This window comes from Stenotrophomonas sp. 86428_Sma (assembly GCF_056481585.1).
Map to the genome: position 1 here is coordinate 4,241,911 of NZ_CM151156.1, position 18,372 is coordinate 4,260,282.

Genomic DNA, 18,372 nt, shown 5'->3' on the forward strand with positions numbered 1-18,372 from the left:
GTGCTTACGATTTCTTGATGGCGTGGCCGCCGAACTCGTTGCGCATCGCCGACAGCAGGCGGTCGGTGAACGAATTCGATTCGCGCGAGCGCAGGCGTTCCAGCAGCGACAGGGTGATCACCGGTGCCGGTACATCCAGTGCGATCGCTTCGACAACCGTCCAGCGGCCTTCGCCGGAGTCTTCCACGTACGGTGCAATGCCATCCAACGATGGATTGCGCTTGAGGGCTTCGGTGCTCAGGTCCAGCAGCCACGAGCGCACCACGCTGCCGTGGCGCCACACCTCGGCCACCTGGGCCAGGTCCAGCTCCATTTCCTGCTTGCGCTCCATCAGTGCGAAGCCTTCGGCGTAGGCCTGCATCATTCCGTACTCGATGCCGTTGTGGACCATCTTGGTGAAGTGGCCAGCGCCGGACGGGCCGACACGACCCCAGCCACGATCTTCGGCCGGTGCCAGCGTGCGCAGCAGCGGTGCGATCTGCTCCACCACCGACGCTTCGCCACCGACCATCAGGCTGTAGCCCTCCTGCAGGCCCCACACGCCACCACTGGTGCCGCAGTCGACGTAGCCCAGATCGTCTTCGGCCAGTGCCTTGGCGCGACGGATCGAGTCCTGGTAGTTGGAGTTGCCGCCATCGATGACGATGTCACCCTCGGCCAGGTGCGGGGTCAACTGGCCCAGGGTCTGGTCGACGGTTTCGCCGGCCGGCACCATCAGCCACACCACGCGCGGTGCCGGCAGCGCGGCAACCGCGGCGGCCAGCGAATCAACCACTTCCAGGCCGGCCTCGGCAGCGCGCTGGCGGGCACCCTCGCCCGGGTCGTAGCCGACCACGCGGTGGCCGCCGCGATGCAGGCGCTGGGCCATGTTGGCGCCCATGCGGCCGAGGCCGATCATTGCAATATCCATTGTTTCACCTTCAGTTGGGGTCTAGGGTCAGGCTGCCTGGCCTGCCGGTAGCCGCGCAGTGGCGCAGCTGCGCCTCGCGCCAACGCCGGTAGAGCGTGGTATGCAGATTGTGCACCGCCAGGTCGATCGAAAACGGCGTTCGCGGGTTGCGATCGAGCAGGCGGGCGATGTGGTAGCCGATGGGACGTATACCGCGTGGATGCACATAGATCACGAACTGCTGGTAGAACGGATCGTCCAGCAGCTGGTCCATGCGTGCCAGCGTGTCGTGGTAGCGCGGTTCCAGCCGTGCACGAAGGTTCGGATCGCGCTCGAACAGCAGGCGCTCGAAGTAGCGCTGGCCGATGCGCGGGATGCCCTGCGCGAGTTTCCAGAGTTCGACATTGCGCTGGTCGTACCAGGCCAGGCCGCCATGCGCAGCCAGTGCCTGCGCGGCGCCCTCGCCCACCTCGACCACGACGAAGTTCTCGGCCTGGTTGCTCAGATCATCCAGCGTGCCTTTGTCGTACACGTGCTCGATGAAACCGGGCACGCCAACGAAGGCCTGCCGTCCCATCGCCGAGGTGCGCACCGCCTTGCCATCGGCGAAGAAATCGCCCGCGTGGGCACCGAGCAGGATGCTGTCGGTCTCGTGCAGGGCGAGGAAGGTGCCGATCGACAGTTCATCCGCTGCGAACTCCGTATCGAACGCGGCATCACCATATAGCTCTCGTTGCGTGGCCAGCTGCGCGACCTGGCGGCCGACCCCGCATTCGGCACGCACGGCACCGCTGTAGAACGCCTCCAGTGCATGACTGTTACCCGCGCTCGGCACGAAGCCACGACCGAAACTGCGTGTGCGCTGCCAGCCTTGCGCGCGTGGGCCCTGCAGGCCGAAGCCGATCCAGCCCAGCTGCGGGCCGGAGAAGCGGAAGGTGGGGTTGTCCTGCAGTGCAGAAGCCGCACGTTGCGTGGCCGCGCCCAGTTCGAAGGCATAGGCGCAGACCGTGGCTGGATCGTCCAGCAACTGTTGCAGCAACGCCTGGCGTGCTGCAGCGGACATTCCGGCCGGCCACCCCACGCGCAGATCGCCTGCCGCCTGTGCTTCAGCCAGCGAGGAACGTGTACACACCGGGCCGCCGTGCACCTGTGGTGCACCGGCCGTGACCTCGTCAAAGCGCCATCCCAGCCGCTGCAGCAGGCCCTGCGTGCAGTCCGGCGTTGCAGACGCAATGCCCAGCGCGGGCATCAGCAGGAGTGCCACGCCCATCAACGTGCCGCGCACGATCACCCTTGATCCGTGCTGCGGGCCGGTGCGGGCTCGGACGATGCAGGCTCGGGCGGCGCGAGCGCAGGCGGTGCGGGTTTGCCAGCATCCGCCGGCAGGTACTGTTGCAGGCGCTGGAAGAAGCGGCGATAGAACTCGGCATCGGTGACCGTGCTGCTGGCCACTTTCACCAGCGAGTCGTCATTGCTGCCGAACGGCAGCGACACCGAGCCCAATGCACCCACGCCCACGCTGGCCGACGTCGGGCTCTTCTTCAACGCATAGCGGTCCTGCACGGCGCTGACGAACACCAGCGTCTGGCTGCCACGCGGGGCACAGGAGATGCGCAGCACCAGCTGCTCGTGGTCGTCCTCGCGTGGCTGGAAGTTCTTGTTGCCTTCCACCTGCGCTTCGTCGGAGCGGGCGATGGCGTAGCCCTGGCTGAGCAGGGTGCGCCGCGCGGCCTCGCAGGCGTCACCGGGGCGGCCATCGACGGTACGCGAGAAGGTGTCGCCGGAATCAAAGGATTCGCGCAGCAACGTACTGTCGGCGGCGCGGCCACCACAGGCCGACAGGATCAGGGCGCTGGCGAGCGCCACGGCAGCACTGGAAAGACGGGAGGCCCGCATGGGTACTCCTGCGAGGACGGTACCGCCAAGGGTAGCCCTGCGGCCGTGTGCGGCAGGTTGAAACCGGCGTGACCGAGCCACCCCGTTGCTGCCGGTTCATGCACAGAAAAGGGGACGGAGGGGATTAAGTCGTTTGTGGCACTTCGCTCGCCGGGCATGGCCCGGCGCTACCGTGAACGAGGTCCCCAGACAGAAAGGGGCCGGCAATGCCGGCCCCTCGGGTATCACATGCCGTCGCCGGCTCAGTCCGCCCAGCGACCAGCGCCGGTCGACTGCGGCAGCACCTGCGCCGACAGCGGGCGATCATTGGCCAGCAGGTTCACCGCATCGGCCAGGATCGAGGCCGACTCGCGCAGCAGCGGGTCCGGACGCTTCTCGGCAGCCTTCTCGCGGGCGGCATCCTTGACGATGTCGCGCTCGTTGCCAGTCAGGCCGTCGTCGTTGCTGTCATCGGCCAGCGGGTCCAGGGCCAGGCCCAGCTCCTTGCGCATCGCCTGGCGCTCCTTGCGCTGGGTGTCCTGGCGCTCACGCTCGGCGCGGCGGGTGGCCTCGTTGAGCGAGATGTACTTCTTCGCGGCCTCGGTGCGGAACTGCTGCACGTCCTCGTTCCACCACTGGAATTCCTTGTCGGCGGCGATGCGCGCGTCATGGCGGGTTTCCAGCTTCGGCAGCAGCGGCGCGAAGTTGCCGTACTGGGTGTGCGGCACGGCAGCGATGCGGGTCCACGGCAGCGCGTTGTCGTAGGTGCTCTCGCCGAACTCGGTGGCATCGACGCTGGCCGGGAAGGCCAGGTCCGGCACCACACCCTTGTGCTGGGTGCTGCTGCCGCTGATGCGGAAGAACTGGGCGATGGTCAGCTTCACCTGGCCGAAGCGCTGGGTCTCGCCACTCGGCCAACGGTCCAGGTCGACGATGTTCTGCACGGTGCCCTTGCCGAAGCTGGTCTCACCGATCACCAGGCCACGGCCGTAATCCTGGATGGCACCGGCAAAGATTTCCGAAGCCGAGGCCGAACCGCGGTTGATCAGCACTGCCAGCGGGCCATCCCATGCCACGCCCTGGTTGCGGTCGCTGTTGACGGTGACGCGGCCACCGGACTCGCGCACCTGCACCACCGGGCCCTGCTCGATGAACAGACCGGTCAGTTCAATGGCTTCATCCAGCGAACCACCACCGTTGTTGCGCAGGTCCAGCACCACGCCGTCCAGCTTGTCGTTCTTGAAGCCGGCCAGCAGCTTGGCCACGTCGCGGGTGGCCGAGGCGTAGTCGGCCGCGTTGCGGCGACGGCCTTCGAAGTCCTGGTAGAAGGTCGGCAGCTTGATCACGCCGACCTTGCGCGCCGGCTCGCCATTGGCGGCCGGAATGGTCATGGTCTCGCCCTTGGCGGCCTGTTCGGCCAGGCGCACCTTCTGGCGGGTCAGCACCAGAGTGTGGTGCTTGCCGTCGGCGCCCTCAGCAGCCGGGATGAACTCCAGCTTGACCTGGGTATCCTTGGCGCCGCGGATCTTGGCCACGACGTCGTCGATGCGCCAGCCGATCACGTCCTCGACCAGGCCGGACTTGCCCTGGCCGACGCCGACGATACGGTCACCCGGCTTCAGCGTGCCATCCACTGCGGCCGGGCCACCGGCGATGATCTCGCGGATCACCACCACGTCGTCCTGGCGCTGCAGCTGCGCACCAATGCCTTCCAGCGACAGCGACATCGCCTGGTTGAAGTTCTCGGCGGTGCGCGGGGTGAAGTAATCCGTGTGCGGGTCAACGGCACTGGTGTACGAGTTCATGAAGAACTGGAAGACGTCTTCGCCCTTCAGTTCATTGACCGACTTCTCCAGCGTCGCGTAGCGCTTGTCCAGCGTCTTGCGGATGTCGTCCGGCTTCTTGCCGGCCAGCTTCAGGCGCAGCCAGTCGTTCTTGACCGACTTGCGCCACAGCTCATCCAGCTCTGCACTGCTGGCCGCCCACGGCACCTTCTTGCGGTCGTATTCGAAGCGCTCGTCGGTGGTGAAGTCCGGCTCCTGCTTGAGCAGCTTGCGCGCGTAGGCCACACGTTCGCCGACGCGCTGCTTGTAGACCGCGAACACCTGGAACGCCGGCTCCAGCTCGCCGCCACGGATGGCCGAGGAAATGTTGGCTTCGAACGGCGCGAAGCGCGCCACGTCGGCCTGGGTGAAGTACTGCTTGCCGCCGTCCAGCGTCTCCAGGTAGCGCTTGAACACGTCCTTGGAGGTGGCCTCGTCCAGCGCACGCGGGCGGTACGCGTAGCGGCTGTCGGACAGCAGGCCGTACACCAGCTTGGAGGTGGTCACCTGATCGGCGGTTGCCGCAGCGGGCAATGCCGGCGAATCGGCCTTGGCCGCCAGCGCCAGCGGCGCGACCAGCGCCAGGGCCATCAGGAATGCGGGGGCTTTGAATTTCATTGACGTGCTCGAAGGCGCCTTGCCAAGGGGGAGACTGCGGGGTGTTAAGACACCACGACAGTGCCGAAAGTTGCCGGGTTTGTCACCCGGCCGCGCTCGGTGGAAAACCAGCCTAGCCGGGCCGGTGTAGCAAATTGTGAATGGCTGAAGAGCGGCGCACCCAGCGGCGCCGTCTGTCCGGTTGCAGAGGGCATGGGGTTGCAAGCCCCCTGAGTCAGGGGGCGGCCGCGAAGCGGCGGGGGTGTGGGTGGTGGTAAGCCGGGGCCCACGGTGTGCGCAGCGCAGCGTGGGAAGCGGTAGCGCGCATCGCGCAACCGCTTACCGGACGCCGGCGCCCTTGGCCTGCACGTCGGCGTGGTACGACGAGCGCACCATCGGGCCGGAGGCCACGTGGCTGAAGCCCAGCTCGTAGCCGTAGTCTTCCAGCGCCTTGTAGTCCTCGGGGGTCCAGTACTTCAGCACCGGGTGGTGATGCGCGGTCGGCTGCAGGTACTGGCCGATGGTGATCATGTCCACGTCGTGCGCGCGCAGGTCACGCATGGTGGCCTTGATCTGCTCGAACTCTTCGCCCAGGCCCAGCATGATGCCGCTCTTGGTCGGCACGTCCGGGTGCTGCGCCTTGAAGTTCTTCAGCAGGTTCAGCGACCACTGGTAGTCCGCACCCGGGCGCACGTTGCGGTACAGGTCCGGCACGGTTTCGATGTTGTGGTTGAACACGTCCGGCGGGTTCTGCGCCAGGATCTCCAGCGCGCGCTCCATGCGGCCCTTGCCGCGGAAGTCCGGGGTCAGCACTTCGATGCGGGTGCCCGGCGACTTCGCGCGGATGGCACTGATGCAGTCGACGAAGTGCTGGGCACCGCCGTCGCGCAGGTCATCTCGGTCGACGCTGGTCACCACCACGTACTTCAGCCCCATGTCGGCCACGGTCTGGCCGAGGCTGGCCGGTTCGTTGGCATCCGGCGGCTTCGGGCGGCCGTGGGCGACGTCGCAGAACGAGCAGCGGCGGGTGCAGACCTCGCCGAGGATCATGAACGTTGCCGTGCCGTGGCCGAAGCACTCGTGGATGTTCGGGCAGCTGGCTTCCTCGCACACCGTCACCAGGCGGTTCTCGCGCAGCTTGGCCTTCAGGTTCTGCACCGCATTGCCCGAAGGAATGCGCACGCGGATCCAGGACGGCTTGCGCAGCACCGGCGCGTCGGCGAACTGCACCGGCGAGCGGTTGATCTTGTCACCGCCCAGCTGCTTGACCCCGGCCTGCAACGGCGCGGCGGACGGAGAGTCGCCCTGCACGATCTGCAGGGGAATGGAACGGGCGGTGGTTTCAGTCATGGCAGTTCCGGGGGGCGGTCAGGCGGCCGCAGAAAGATCAGGCAGTTCGGGCGTGGGCTGCAGCAGCAGGCCGAACTGGCGGGCCAGGTGGTCCAGCAGCACCGGCTTGACGGCCTCCATCCCGGAGGGCCCGCCCAAGTCTACTACCGAGGTCACCTGCAACCCCTGATAGCCACAGGGGTTGATACGGTGGAAAGGTTCCAGGTCCATGGACACGTTGAAGGCCAGTCCGTGGAAGGTGCAGCCGCGGCGCACGCGGATGCCGAGTGCGGCGATCTTGGCGCCACCGACGTAGACGCCCGGGGCACCCTCGCGGCGTTCGGCGCCGATGTTCCACTCGGCCAGCGTGTCGATGATGGCCTGCTCGATGCGGCACACGTAATCGCGCACACCGATGCCCAAACGCGGCAGGCGCAGCAGCGGATAGACCACCAGCTGGCCGGGGCCGTGATAGGTCACCTGGCCGCCGCGGTCCACGTGAAGCACCGGGATCTCGCCCGGCGCCAGCACATGCTCGTCCTTGCCGGCCTGGCCCAGGGTGAATACCGGGTCGTGCTCGACCACCCACAGCTCATCGGCGTCGGCCTCGCTGCGCTGGTCGGTGAAGCGCTGCATGGCGCGCCACACCGGTTCATAGGCCTGGCGGCCGAGGTCGCGGACCAGCGCCGGGCGCGGCGCGCGGTCTTCCGGGGCGGCTTCGGCCGGGCAGCTGTCGGCTACAGCGTCCACTTCACTTCCGGGTGGTCGCGCAGTGCCTGGTGCGCCAGGTCGTACTGTTCGCGGCTCTCGGCCTTGAACACGATGCGCACGGACACGTACTTGCCGTTGGAGGAATGCTTCCAGCTGATGCGTTCATTCACCACATCGATGCCGGCAGCCAGCAGCAGGCGGGGAAGCTCATGTTCCAGGCCGCGGTTGGCCGGGCCCATGGCACTGAGCTCGAACTGGCCGGGGAACTGGAAGCCGTGGTCGGGGTTGTCGGACTTGATTTCCATGCCCCCATTATCGGGCCGCAGGCCAACAAACCCAAGAGTATTCATCAACGTCAAACAGTGCACCGGTGAGTCGCTGCGTTGCAGCTGAACGGCCGTTCAGCATTGGCCGTTGCCCCTTGGGGCGCCGCAGGACAGTGCAGGATTGTCTTCACGAGACGATGTCGTTTTCGGAACAGACAAGTGATTCGAACGCGCTCGTTCCATCACGCCCGCACGAGTACCGTGTCGCGGCATATAACGACAGACAGAAAAAACCTCCACATGAGCCCCCCTTCCCAACGCCGCCTTGCAGCCCTCGGGCTGTCCGGCCTGCTGGCTGCTGCCCTCCCCCTCGCCGCCCAGGCGGCCGAACAATGTGGCCCGGACGCGATGCGCGACCATCCTCCGCAGGTCAATTTCCGCGTTGACAACGACCTGTTCGGCGGCCGCCACCAGGACCAGGGCTATACCAATGGTGCACTGTTGACCCTGGTCTCGCCCAATCTGGTCGATTACACCGACGACCCCTGCCTGCCACGCATGGCCCGCTGGGTGAACCAGTACCTGGAAGGGCTGCATCCGGGCAAGTTCGAACAGCAGAACATGATCTTCAGCATCGGCCAGGGCATCTTCACCCCGACCGATTTCAGCCGCAGGGACCTGATTGAGGACGACCGCCCTTACGCCGGCGTACTGATCGCAAACTTCGGTTTCAATGCGCGCAGCGGCGACCGCCTGCAGACCACCCAGCTGACGCTGGGCGTGGTTGGCCCGTGGGCACAGGGCAAGCAAGTGCAGAATGCCGTGCACGAAGTGCTGGGCGACGAGAAATTCAAGGGCTGGGACAACCAGCTGCACAACGAGCCCCTGTTCATGCTGACCCATGAGCGCATGCGCCGCTGGCCGGGCGATGCCAGCGTCAATGCCGACGGCTGGGGTTGGGACGCGATCAGCCACTACGGCGGATCGATCGGCAATCTGGAAACCAAAGCCAACCTTGGCGGTGAAGTACGCTTCGGCTGGAAGCTGCCGGACGACTTCGGCAGCACGCCGTTGCGCCCGGCCGGTGAGAACACTGCGCCGACCCGCGGCGGCCGTCCGAATGGCTGGTCCTGGCACCTGTTCGCGACCTCGGACGCCGCCTGGGTGATCCGTGACATCACGCTGGATGGCAACACGTTCCGCAACAGCCACAGTGTGGACAAGCGCCATGTGGTGGCCTACGGCGGCTATGGCGTGGCGGTGATGTACGGACGCTGGAAGTTCGCTGCGGCGCGTTACCACAGCACGCGCGAGTTCAACGGCCAGCGCGAAGCGCCGGTGTTCGGCAGCTTCACCATCAGCCGCTCGCTGTAGGTAGGTGCCGACCGTTGGTCGGCACACCGGGGCCGGCATATCCGGATGGATCCATGGGGAGCCGGCCAGCGGCCGGCACTACCCACATCCGGCAGGATTCATGCGCAAGCGGCATCCCGAAACAGAAAAGGCCGGCATTTGCCGGCCTTTTCCTTCACCACGCCGGGGCGTGGATCATTCCGATTCCCACCACATCCAGAAGCTGTCCCACAGGCGCTTGAAGAAGCCGGCCTGTTCGACGGCAGCCACCGCCACCAGCGGCGCTTCGGCCACCAGCTTGCCATCCAGCATCACCTTCACGGTGCCGATCTGCTGGCCGGCGGTGAACGGTGCTTCCAGGGTCTTGGGCACGTCGATGCTCGGCTTCAGGTCGTTGTAGCGGCCGCGCGGCACGCTCACCAGCATCGGCTGGGCCACGCCCAGCTGCACCTTGTCGGTGGTGCCCTTCCAGACCTTGTGCTCGGCCACGGCCTTGCCCGGCTCGTACAGGCGGTGGGTCTCGAAGAAGCGGAAACCCCAGTTCAGCAGGGCCAGGCTGTCATCGGCACGCTGCTTTTCCGACTGGCCGCCCAGCACCACGGCGATCAGGCGCTGGTCGCCGCGCTGGGCAGAGCTCATCAGGCAGTAGCCGGCTTCCGAGGTGTGGCCGGTCTTGATGCCGTCCACGCTGCCATCGCGCCACAACAGCAGGTTGCGGTTCGGCTGCTTGATGTTGCCGACCTGGAATTCCTTGATCTTGTTGTACGCGTAGGTTTCCGGGTAATCGCGCACCATCGCGCGGCCCAGCAGCGCCAGGTCGTAGGCGGTGCTGTGGTGGCCCTGCGCAGTCAGGCCATGGGCGTTGACGAAGTGCGAATTCTTCATGCCGATCTTCGCGGCATAGCTGTTCATCAGCGACGCAAAGGCTTCCTCGCTGCCAGCCACATGTTCGGCCAGGGCGATCGCGGCGTCGTTGCCGGACTGGATCGCCATGCCCTTTTCCATGTCTTCCAGGCGCGCGGTCTGGTTGACCGGGAAGCCGCTGTAGCTGCCATCGGTACCCGCGCCACCTTCGCGCCAGGCGCGTTCGCTCATCATCACCTGGTCATCCGCACGGACCTTGCCGTTCTTGACCTCGGCGGCGATCACGTAGGACGTCATCACCTTGGTGATGCTGGCCGGAGCCAGCTGTTCGTTGATGTTTTCACCGGCCAGCACCTGGCCGGTGGCGTAATCCATCAGCACCCAGGCCTTGGACACGCTCGGCGCCGGCGCCGGCGGAGTGGCGACGGTGGCCGGGGCGGCAGCGGCGGCGGCAGGCGCCGGCGTGGCCGGAGTCGGCAGCGGCGTCTGGGCGGAAGCCAGGCCCACCACCAGGGTGGCGGCCAGGGCGGTGGCGGCGGAACGGAAATTCATTGGACAGCAGGCTCCAGGGGACGGCCGGGAATGGAGGGTGGAACGTAGCGGCCATTGTAAGGCCGGGGCAGCATGGGCCGGCAGCACCGGCCCGGGTGGATCAATCCTTGACGATCTGCGGCGAACCCAGCCCCAGACCGGCGATGCGGCCGACAAGTTCCGCGGCACTGGCATGGTCGCTGGCGGGAACGCGCAGGCGGAACAGGGTACGGCCACCGGCGGCGATGTCACTGATGGTGGCACCGACGATGCCGGCGGCGTTGAGCTGGCCCATCGCGCGGTTGGCGTTGTCACGGTTGGAGAAGCTGGCAACCTGCACCATGACTGCGCCCACCACCTGCTGCGACAGGCTGGGGGTAGCGGCGGCGGTGCGGACCGGTGCCTGCGCAGCGGCGCGCGGCGTGGTGCTGGCAACGACCGCCGGAGCTGGCGCGTATGCGGTGCTGCGCACCGGCGGAGCACTCGGCGGCAGGCTGCTGACCGCCACATCCGGCACGGTGCTGGCCACGCCCTGGGTGGTGGCCGGCTGGCCACGCGCCGGCATGCCATCGGCCGGCAGCCCCTTGACCAGGCGATCGATGTCGCTGTCGGCGGCAGCACGCGCGGTCGGTGCCGGGCGCGCACTGGCTACAGCGCTGGCGGCGGCCGCTTCCGCAGCACGACGTTCGCGGCGCGACGGCTTCTGCGCCAGCAGGTTGCCCTCACCCGGCTGCAGCGCGCGCACTTCCACGTTGCCGGTGCCGCGCTGGGTGATGCCCAGGCGCACAGCGGCGGCATAGCTGAGATCGACCACGCGGCCATCATGGAACGGACCGCGATCGTTGACGCGCACGATCACCGACTCACCGTTGTCGAGGTTGGTCACGCGGGCGAAGCTGGGCAGCGGCAGCGTCTTGTGCGCAGCGGTGAACTGGTACATGTCGTAGACCTCGCGGTTGGAGGTCAGGCGGCCATGGAACTTGGCACCGTAGTACGACGCAGTGCCACGCTCGACATAGTTGCGGGTGTCGTCGAGCACTTTGTACGACTTGCCCAGCACCACGTACGGCGTCTTGTTGCCGATCGCCGAGCGCTCTTCCGCGGTCACTTCCGGCTCGGGGATGCAGGCCACGTTGGGAATGTAGTCCGGCGTGCTGTCACGCACGCCCGGCTTGTACAGGCCACCGGCGGTGTAGTTGCCGCGGGTGCTCAGGTCTTCCTTGGCCGCCGCGTAGGGCGATCCTTCCGGGCAGTGTGCCGGGCGCGAGCCACGACCCTGCACCAGGGTGCCGCCGGACTTGCCACCATGGCCGGCCGTGGCCGGCTTCTTCGGCGCGCTGCTGCAGGCAGCCAGTGCGAGGACGATCAAGCCTGGGACCAGCCATCTGATGTTCATGCCGGGGGCAGCTCCTGTCCGGCGATGGCCTGGGACAACTGGAACACGGCCATCGCGTACATCTTCGAGAGGTTGTAGCGGGTGATCGCGTAGTAGTTCTGGAAGCCCAGCCAGTACTGCTTGCCGGTGCTGCCTTCAAGCGTGATCGGCGTGGCGGTGGCGCCCGGCTGCACCGCAGCGCTGGGCTGGTAGCCACGCTTCGCCAGGTCGGCCAGCGACCAGGTCGGCATCCATTCGGTCGGATTGAATTCCTCGCGGCCCGGCGCCAACGTGGCCGGCACGGCCACCTGCCCGCCACGCACCCAGCCACCCTTCTTCACGAAGTAGTTGGCGATGGACGAGAACACGTCGTCGTAGCTGGTGAACAGGTCGCGACGGCCGTCGCCGTTACCGTCCACCGCGTAATCGAGGTAGCTGGACGGCATGAACTGGCCCATGCCCATCGCGCCGGCATAGCTGCCCTTGAGCGTGGTGATGTCCAGGTTCTCTTCGCGGCCCAGCTCGAACAGCTTGGCCAGCTCATCGCGGAAGAACAGCTCGCGGCGCACTTCGCGTTCCAGCTTGGCCGGGTCGCCGCTGCGCGGGTAATAGAAGGCCAGCGTGTACAGCGCATCCAGCACGCGGTGGCTGCCGGCATTCTTCCCGTAGCTGGTTTCCACGCCGATGATCGCCACGATCACTTCGGCCGGCACACCGGTGCGCTGCTGGACGCGATCCAGTTCGGCGCGATGCTGGGCCAGGAACGCGCGGCCGCCATCGATGCGCGCCTTGCTGATGAACATCGGCCGGTATTCGTTCCACGGCTTGACCCGCTCGGCCGGGCGCGACATCGCGGCGATGATCGGCTGGCGCACCTGCGCCTGGTCGAGCACGCTGCTGATCTGCTCCGGCTTCAGGCCATAGCGCTTGGCGGTATCGGCAATGAAGCGGGCCCGTGCGACCTCGAACGGCACCGGGGTGAGATCGACCGGCGGCGCGGTGGCGGCAGCGGCTTCGGGCGCGGCCTCGGCCGGGCCATGGGCCTTGGCGGCGGGCTGGCGCGGCGTACTGCTGGCCTGGGGCGAAGACGGTGGGGACTTCGGCTGGGTCGCGCAGGCGACCAGGCCGAGGGTGAGCATGCAGGCCAGAGTGCGTCGAATCATCGTCGCAGGTTAGCAGGTCATGGATGAATTAAAACCCCTAACACCATGAATCACAACGATTTGCCTGCGAGCAGCGGGAAATGTGAAGACGTCGTGATCACACTTCCCCATTCAGATAGAGGTTGCCGGTTGCGTCCCCATCCCCGCAGACGCAACCGGCGACCGGATCCGGTCGGTACCCGCGCGGCTGCCGCTCCCCAGTGGCAGTGCTCCGCGCTCCCTGTACCCGTTGGATCAGTACTGCTTCCCGCCCGACGCCCCCTCGCGCTGCAACGATTGACGGCGCGCCGTGCCGAACGGGCCGCCATTGTGCAGGCCGATTACGACAAGTCCATTGATCAGGATCAACGCGCTGTAAAAGTGTGAACCAGCTAACGCTTTTTCCGGACTTTGGTCAGTGGACGTGCTGCCGTGCATCGTTGTGAGAACGCTTCCACAACGGGCGTTGCGCAGAGTCAGGAAGTTTCCAGCCAACGGCGCAGCCCCTCGTGGGTGGGGTGTGTTGCGGAAAGCAGAAGCCGCCGCTGGGCCGGTCGGGTTGGGTACGCGGGGGACGCCGTGAATCCGTCCCTGGAGGCTTGGCAGCCGCTTGCTCTTGCGCGCAGTCCTGCACGCGCGGCAAGGCCAGGGTTGGGCGTCCTGCCCAACCCGCCCGAGGCATGCCTCGGGCCCATGCGGCTGACACCCCCGCATACCCAACCCGACCGCCCTCTGACAGATTTCGGTGGTCTGCCACCCACGGAGAAGAAAGAGAAGATCACAAGCGGGTCGCGCGCTGCGCTTGCTCGAGAGCCGAGCATGGCTATGCCGGTCGTCCTGACCGGCACCCTTCGGGCCGTCGCCGTGGGCGACGTTGGCAGCGGCTCCTGCCGCTGCCTTCGGCTCTACAGGAAGCAATGAAGCGGGCGGCCAAGCTGGTTTTGCTTTTGATCTTCTTTTTCTTTTCCGTGGGTGGACGCGCACGGAACCTGTCCGTGGCCGGGTAGATGGGCTGCGCAGGGGCGTGAGCCGCATGGATGCGGCGACCGAGCTTACATGGACGTACTTGCAGCGTCCCCTGCGCAGCCCATCTACCCGGCCCCACCCATGAACTGCTTTGCGCGACCACCCACGAGGGGCTGCGCCGTTGGCTGGAAACCCTATCCCCCGTGCACGGGTCGGTGCCCACGTACCGCCATCACCAGTCCAATGCCGGCCAGCAGCGAGACCGCTGATGTCCCGCCATAACTGATCAACGGCATCGGAATGCCCACCACCGGCAGCAGGCCGGAAATCATTCCACCGTTCACCAATACGTAGACGAAGAACGCCAGCCCCAGGCTGCCGGCCAGCAACCGCGCATGGGTGTCGCGCGCGTGCACTGCGATCCACAGGCAACGCCCGACCACGAACAGGTACAGCGCGAACAGCGTCGCCACACCGATCCAGCCGAACTCCTCGGCCAGCACCGAAAACGCGAAGTCGGTGGTGTACTCGGGCAGGAAATCCAGTGTGGCCTGGGTGCCCTGCCCCCAGCCACGTCCCTGCCAGCCACCGGAACCGATCGCGATGCGCGACTGCAGGATGTTCCAGCCGGTGCCGAGCGGGTCTGCTGCCGGGTCGAGGAAGGTCAGTACGCGATCCTTCTGGTACTGCCGCAACACGCCGAGCCAGGCCAGTGGCGCGGCCACCGCCAGCCCCACCGCGCCGGTGGCCACCCAGCCCCAGTGCAGGCCCGCCAGCAACAACGCGAACACACCGCTGGCGGTGACCAGCGTGGCGGTACCGAGGTTGGGCTGCATCAGGATCAGCACGGCGGGAACGCCGATCAGCACTGCGGCCGTCAGTACCGTGCGTGGTGACGGTGGCAGCGGTTGCCGGTGCAGGTACCAGGCCATCATCAACGGCAGGCTGAGCTTGAGCAGCTCGGAGGGCTGCAGGTAGAAGACGCCGAGGTTGAGCCAGCGCTGCCCGTACTTGCCGGTGCCGATCACATACACCGCCATCAGCGGCAGCATCGACAGCGCGTACAGCGCCGGTGTCCACGCGCGCAGGCGCAGCAGCGAAACACGCGACAGCAGCCACATCGCCAGCAGGCCACCGGCGAAGCGCGCCGCCTGCCCGGCCACCGGACCGGACACGCTGTGCAGCACCGCCAGCCCCGCGCCCATCAGGATCAACAACGCGACCAGCAACGGCAGGTCGATCGTGCGCACCGCCTCACGGCAGCCGCCAAGCATTCGTTTCCAGTCCACGCTGGCCACGGTAACAACGCGCGCTTGCGTGAAGCTGTCAGGGTGCTTCTGCGTCTGTAGAGTCGAGCCGTGCTCGACTGCCTTTCATGCAGCAGAAGCAGTCGAGCACGGCTCGACTCTACAGAACAGCGAGAAGCAATCGAGCATATGGAAGCGCGGTGAAAGGCGCGGCCGTTGTTACCCGTAGCCGCCGTGCACTGGATTGTGGCTACGCACGGCCATCACCAACCCGAAGCCGGCCAGCAGCGAGACCGCCGAGGTACCGCCATAGCTGATCAGCGGCATCGGCACGCCCACCACCGGCAGCAGGCCGGAGATCATCCCGCCGTTCACCAGCACGTAGACGAAGAACGCCAGGCCGGTGGCGCCGGCCAGCAGGCGCGAATAGGAATCGCGCGACTGGCTGGCGATCCACAGGCAGCGCCCGATCACCACCAGGTACAGCGCCAGCACGGTGGCCACGCCGATCCAGCCGAACTCCTCGCTCAGCACCGAGAACGCGAAGTCGGTGGTCTGCTCGGGAATGAAGTTCAGGTGCGACTGCGAGCCCTCGCCCCAGCCCTTGCCATCGAAGCCGCCGGAACCGATCGCGATCTTCGACTGGATGATGTTCCAGCCAGCACCCAGCGCATCCATCTCCGGGTCCAGGAACATCATGATGCGGTCCTTCTGGTACGGCCGCAGCAGCCAGAACCAGGCCACCGGCGCGACCGCAGCCACGCCACCCACGCCCAGCCCGACCCACCACCACGGCAGGCCTGCCAACAGCAGCACGAACACGCCGCTGGCGGCGATCAGCACACCGGTACCGAAGTCCGGCTGCAGCATCACCAGGCCGGTCGGTACGCCGATGATGACCAGGGACACGAGCACGGTATTGAAGCGCGGTGGCAACGGCATCTTGTGCAGGTACCAGGCCACCATCATCGGCAGGCTGACCTTGAGCAGCTCGGCCGGCTGCAGGTAGAAGAATTTCAGGTCCAGCCACTGCCGGCCGTATTTGCCGGTGCCCAGCACGAACACCGCCAGCAACGGGATCATCGAGATCGCGTAGATCATCGGCGTGGCCGAGCGGATGCGCAGGATCGGTACCCGTGAGATGCCCCACAGCGCCGCCATGCCCACTGCGAAGCGCGCGCCCTGGGCCATCACCAGGCCGTCGCCACCGGCGCTCTTCAAGGTGGCCAGGCCGATCACCATCAGCGCGCCGAGGGCCAGGCACAGCACCCAGTCCAGCGTGCTGAAGAAGCGGCGCAGCATGTCGCCAGCCCAGCGCAGGAACACTCTCATCGTGCGGGCTCCGCGGGAGTCGGGCGCGGCGTGGCGGGCAGCGCGGCGGCGGCCGGCGTACCCGGCTGCGGTGCGGGTACAGGTTCCGGCGCAGGCACGCCGACCAGCACCGGATGTTCACCCAGCTGCGCAGCGGCAAGGTCCCCGGCCTGGCGCGCGCCGGCGTCTTCGTTGTCGAACGCGGTGGCGCCGATGGCAGTGGTGCCGCGCTCGCTGTCCAACGGCTGCATGCCTTCGGGCATCTTGCCCAGCAGGTAGGCGTCGAACACCTTGCGCGCGATCGGTGCAGCGGCCGAACCACCATAGCCACCGCCTTCCACGGCCACCGCGATCGCGATCACCGGGTTCTCGACCGGCGCGAAGCCGACGAACAGCGCGCGGTGGCGCAGGTGCATCGGCAGGCTCTTGGGATTCACCGCCGCCGTGCCCTTGCGGCTGATGACCTGCGCGGTACCGGTCTTGCCGGCCATCACGTACGGCGCACCGACCGCCACGCGCCAGCCGCTGCCGCCGGGCCGCATGGTCGCCATCATGCCCTCGCGCACGGCCTGCACGTTGTTGGGGTTGGGGCTGACCGGCTTGCTCTCGCCAGCCGGCATCGCCGACCAGTCGCTGTCGAAACCGTCGCGCTGCTGGATGACCAGATGCGGGGTGCGCAGCTGGCCGTCGGCCAGACCGCTGACGCCGCGCGCCAGCTGCAGCGGGGTGACCTTCCAGTCGCCCTGGCCGATGCTGATGTTGACCGTATCACCGGGGTACCAGGCTTCCTTGCGGCTCTTCCGCTTGTAGGCCGGCGACGGCAGGATGCCGCCGATCTCGCCGGTGAGGTCGATGCCGGTCGGCTGGCCGAAGCCGTAGTACTCCATGTAATGGTCGAAGCGCTCGATACCCAGGTCCAGCGCCAGCTTGTAGTAATAGGTATTGACCGATTCGGCGATGGACTTGCGCAGGTCGGTCCAGCCGTGGCCGCCACGGTGGGCGTCACCCCAGCCGCGCGAGGTGCCCGGCAGGTAGAACATGCCGGTGGACAACACCTTGTCTTCCGGGCGGCGCACGCCCGAATCGAGGCCGGCCAGGCCGATCAGCGGTTTCAGCGTGGAACCGGGGGCGACGCCACCGAGCACCAGGCGGTTGAACTGCGGCCGCGACGGGTTTTCGTTCAACGCCTTGAAATCGGCATGCGAGATGCCGTTGACGAACAGGTTGGGGTCGTAGGACGGCAGGCTGACCATCGCCAGTACTTCGCCGGTGCGCGGGTCCATCGCCACTGCCGAGCCTTCCTGGTCGCCGAAGGCGGCCACCATGGCGCGCTGCAGGTCGGCGTCGATCGACAGCCGCAGGTCGGCGCCGGACTGCGCGGCAACGCGGCCGATGGTCCGGATCGCACGGCCCTGCACGTTGGTCTCGACCTGCTCGTAGCCGACCTTGCCGCGCAACTGCTGCTCGTAATAGCGCTCCAGGCCGGACTTGCCGATGTGGGTCAGCGCGGCATTGCCCTCGCCGAGGATTTCCAGGTCCTTGTCATCGACGCGGCCGACGTAACCGATGATGTGCGCGAACAGATCGCCATAGGGATAGCGACGGGTCAGGTAGGGTTCCAGCTCGACGCCGGGGAAGCGCCAGCGGTCGACGGCAAAGCGCGCCATCTCCTCGTCGCTCATGCGCAGCTTCAGCGTGACCGGCAGGAACTTGCGGCGCGCCTTGCGCGACTTGTTGAACGCTTCCAGTTCTTCCGGGCTGATGCTGATGATCTTCGCCAGCCCTTCCAGGGTGGCGTCCATGTCCTTGACCTTGTCCGGGGTCACGTCCAGGCGGAAGGCCGGCACGTTCTCGGCCAGCAGGCGGCCGTTGCGGTCGTAGATCATGCCGCGCCCGGGCACCACCGGCCGCGGCTTGATGCGGTTGGCTTCCGAGCGCGTGGCGTAGACGTCGTGGTCCAGCACCTGCAGCTTGAAGTACCAGCCGCCCAGGCCCAGCAGGCAGACCAGCACACCCAGGAAGCCCAGCGCCGCGCGGCGGCGGAACTGTTCGGCTTCGGCATGCGGATTCTTGACCTGGCGGCGCGGAATCAT

14 protein-coding genes are annotated in these 18,372 nt (G+C 67.0%); 1 reads left to right on the plus strand and 13 read right to left on the minus strand.

Annotated features, from left to right (window positions below; all coding sequences use genetic code 11):
* Positions 1 to 4: 4 nt before the first annotated feature.
* From gnd to ACZK3J_RS19500, 7 genes are all read right to left on the minus strand, one after another.
* On the minus strand, positions 5 to 910 hold the full coding sequence (gnd, locus tag ACZK3J_RS19470) for a phosphogluconate dehydrogenase (NAD(+)-dependent, decarboxylating) (RefSeq protein ID WP_478476191.1): 906 nt from the start codon (positions 908 to 910) through the stop codon (positions 5 to 7).
* Positions 911 to 920: 10 nt separating this feature from the next.
* Positions 921 to 2,159, minus strand: a complete 1,239-nt coding sequence (locus tag ACZK3J_RS19475) for a hypothetical protein (RefSeq protein ID WP_478476991.1) — start codon at positions 2,157 to 2,159, stop codon at positions 921 to 923.
* A 17-nt stretch (positions 2,160 to 2,176) separates the two neighbouring features.
* Entirely contained in the window at positions 2,177 to 2,785 is a 609-nt protein-coding gene (locus ACZK3J_RS19480; RefSeq protein ID WP_134951871.1) for a DUF2242 domain-containing protein, read from the minus strand.
* Positions 2,786 to 3,027: 242 nt separating this feature from the next.
* On the minus strand, positions 3,028 to 5,205 hold the full coding sequence (locus ACZK3J_RS19485; protein ID WP_032130309.1) for a carboxy terminal-processing peptidase: 2,178 nt from the start codon (positions 5,203 to 5,205) through the stop codon (positions 3,028 to 3,030).
* 318 nt (positions 5,206 to 5,523) lie between these two features.
* Positions 5,524 to 6,534 carry a lipoyl synthase gene (gene lipA / locus ACZK3J_RS19490; protein WP_032130310.1) on the minus strand — a complete coding sequence of 337 codons (1,011 nt, stop codon included), beginning with the start codon at positions 6,532 to 6,534 and terminating at the stop codon, positions 5,524 to 5,526.
* An 18-nt stretch (positions 6,535 to 6,552) separates the two neighbouring features.
* Positions 6,553 to 7,263 (minus strand): lipoyl(octanoyl) transferase LipB, encoded by a 711-nt coding sequence (gene lipB, locus ACZK3J_RS19495; RefSeq protein ID WP_010480980.1) that lies wholly within the window; start codon positions 7,261 to 7,263, stop codon positions 6,553 to 6,555.
* Entirely contained in the window at positions 7,251 to 7,529 is a 279-nt protein-coding gene (locus ACZK3J_RS19500; RefSeq protein WP_005411067.1) for a YbeD family protein, read from the minus strand. The genes lipB and ACZK3J_RS19500 overlap by 13 nt, the downstream gene beginning before the upstream one ends.
* Before the next feature lie 261 nt (positions 7,530 to 7,790).
* Between ACZK3J_RS19500 and ACZK3J_RS19505 the strand changes: the two genes are divergently transcribed.
* The gene (locus ACZK3J_RS19505) at positions 7,791 to 8,864 is read left to right on the plus strand and encodes a lipid A deacylase LpxR family protein (RefSeq protein ID WP_032130312.1); all 1,074 of its coding nucleotides are present in this window, start codon (positions 7,791 to 7,793) and stop codon (positions 8,862 to 8,864) included.
* Positions 8,865 to 9,038: 174 nt separating this feature from the next.
* Here the strand turns inward: ACZK3J_RS19505 and ACZK3J_RS19510 are convergent, their stop codons facing one another.
* The 6 genes from ACZK3J_RS19510 to mrdA all read right to left on the minus strand — a co-directional run bounded on the left by ACZK3J_RS19510 (position 9,039) and on the right by mrdA (position 18,372).
* Positions 9,039 to 10,259: a D-alanyl-D-alanine carboxypeptidase family protein gene (locus tag ACZK3J_RS19510; protein WP_032130313.1), complete on the minus strand. Its 1,221-nt coding sequence runs from the start codon at positions 10,257 to 10,259 to the stop codon at positions 9,039 to 9,041.
* A gap of 100 nt (positions 10,260 to 10,359) precedes the next feature.
* The gene (locus tag ACZK3J_RS19515) at positions 10,360 to 11,634 is read right to left on the minus strand and encodes a septal ring lytic transglycosylase RlpA family protein (RefSeq protein WP_049421381.1); all 1,275 of its coding nucleotides are present in this window, start codon (positions 11,632 to 11,634) and stop codon (positions 10,360 to 10,362) included.
* Positions 11,631 to 12,776 carry a lytic murein transglycosylase B gene (gene mltB / locus ACZK3J_RS19520; RefSeq protein ID WP_049400491.1) on the minus strand — a complete coding sequence of 382 codons (1,146 nt, stop codon included), beginning with the start codon at positions 12,774 to 12,776 and terminating at the stop codon, positions 11,631 to 11,633. Before mltB ends, ACZK3J_RS19515 begins: the two co-directional genes overlap by 4 nt.
* 1,139 nt (positions 12,777 to 13,915) lie before the next feature.
* Entirely contained in the window at positions 13,916 to 14,995 is a 1,080-nt protein-coding gene (gene rodA, locus ACZK3J_RS19525) for a rod shape-determining protein RodA (protein WP_032130316.1), read from the minus strand.
* Between the two features lie 192 nt (positions 14,996 to 15,187).
* Positions 15,188 to 16,300: a rod shape-determining protein RodA gene (gene rodA, locus ACZK3J_RS19530; RefSeq protein ID WP_032130317.1), complete on the minus strand. Its 1,113-nt coding sequence runs from the start codon at positions 16,298 to 16,300 to the stop codon at positions 15,188 to 15,190.
* Complete coding sequence (gene mrdA, locus ACZK3J_RS19535) at positions 16,297 to 18,372, minus strand: penicillin-binding protein 2 (protein ID WP_277778304.1); 2,076 nt, start codon at positions 18,370 to 18,372, stop codon at positions 16,297 to 16,299. The genes rodA (ACZK3J_RS19530) and mrdA overlap by 4 nt, the downstream gene beginning before the upstream one ends.

What these genes read in the sequence shown, in the direction of transcription:
- ACZK3J_RS19515 (WP_049421381.1), bottom strand. Translation starts at nt 11,634, where the DNA reads ATGAACATCAGATGGCTGGTCCCAGGCTTGATCGTCCTCGCACTGGCT.
- mrdA (WP_277778304.1), bottom strand. Translation starts at nt 18,372, where the DNA reads ATGATTCCGCGCCGCCAGGTCAAGAATCCGCATGCCGAAGCCGAACAG.
- rodA (WP_032130317.1), bottom strand. Translation starts at nt 16,300, where the DNA reads ATGAGAGTGTTCCTGCGCTGGGCTGGCGACATGCTGCGCCGCTTCTTC.
- lipA (WP_032130310.1), bottom strand. Translation starts at nt 6,534, where the DNA reads ATGACTGAAACCACCGCCCGTTCCATTCCCCTGCAGATCGTGCAGGGC.
- ACZK3J_RS19505 (WP_032130312.1), top strand. Translation starts at nt 7,791, where the DNA reads ATGAGCCCCCCTTCCCAACGCCGCCTTGCAGCCCTCGGGCTGTCCGGC.
- mltB (WP_049400491.1), bottom strand. Translation starts at nt 12,776, where the DNA reads ATGATTCGACGCACTCTGGCCTGCATGCTCACCCTCGGCCTGGTCGCC.
- ACZK3J_RS19510 (WP_032130313.1), bottom strand. Translation starts at nt 10,259, where the DNA reads ATGAATTTCCGTTCCGCCGCCACCGCCCTGGCCGCCACCCTGGTGGTG.
- rodA (WP_032130316.1), bottom strand. Translation starts at nt 14,995, where the DNA reads ATGCTTGGCGGCTGCCGTGAGGCGGTGCGCACGATCGACCTGCCGTTG.
- gnd (WP_478476191.1), bottom strand. Translation starts at nt 910, where the DNA reads ATGGATATTGCAATGATCGGCCTCGGCCGCATGGGCGCCAACATGGCC.
- ACZK3J_RS19485 (WP_032130309.1), bottom strand. Translation starts at nt 5,205, where the DNA reads ATGAAATTCAAAGCCCCCGCATTCCTGATGGCCCTGGCGCTGGTCGCG.
- ACZK3J_RS19480 (WP_134951871.1), bottom strand. Translation starts at nt 2,785, where the DNA reads ATGCGGGCCTCCCGTCTTTCCAGTGCTGCCGTGGCGCTCGCCAGCGCC.
- ACZK3J_RS19500 (WP_005411067.1), bottom strand. Translation starts at nt 7,529, where the DNA reads ATGGAAATCAAGTCCGACAACCCCGACCACGGCTTCCAGTTCCCCGGC.
- ACZK3J_RS19475 (WP_478476991.1), bottom strand. Translation starts at nt 2,159, where the DNA reads ATGGGCGTGGCACTCCTGCTGATGCCCGCGCTGGGCATTGCGTCTGCA.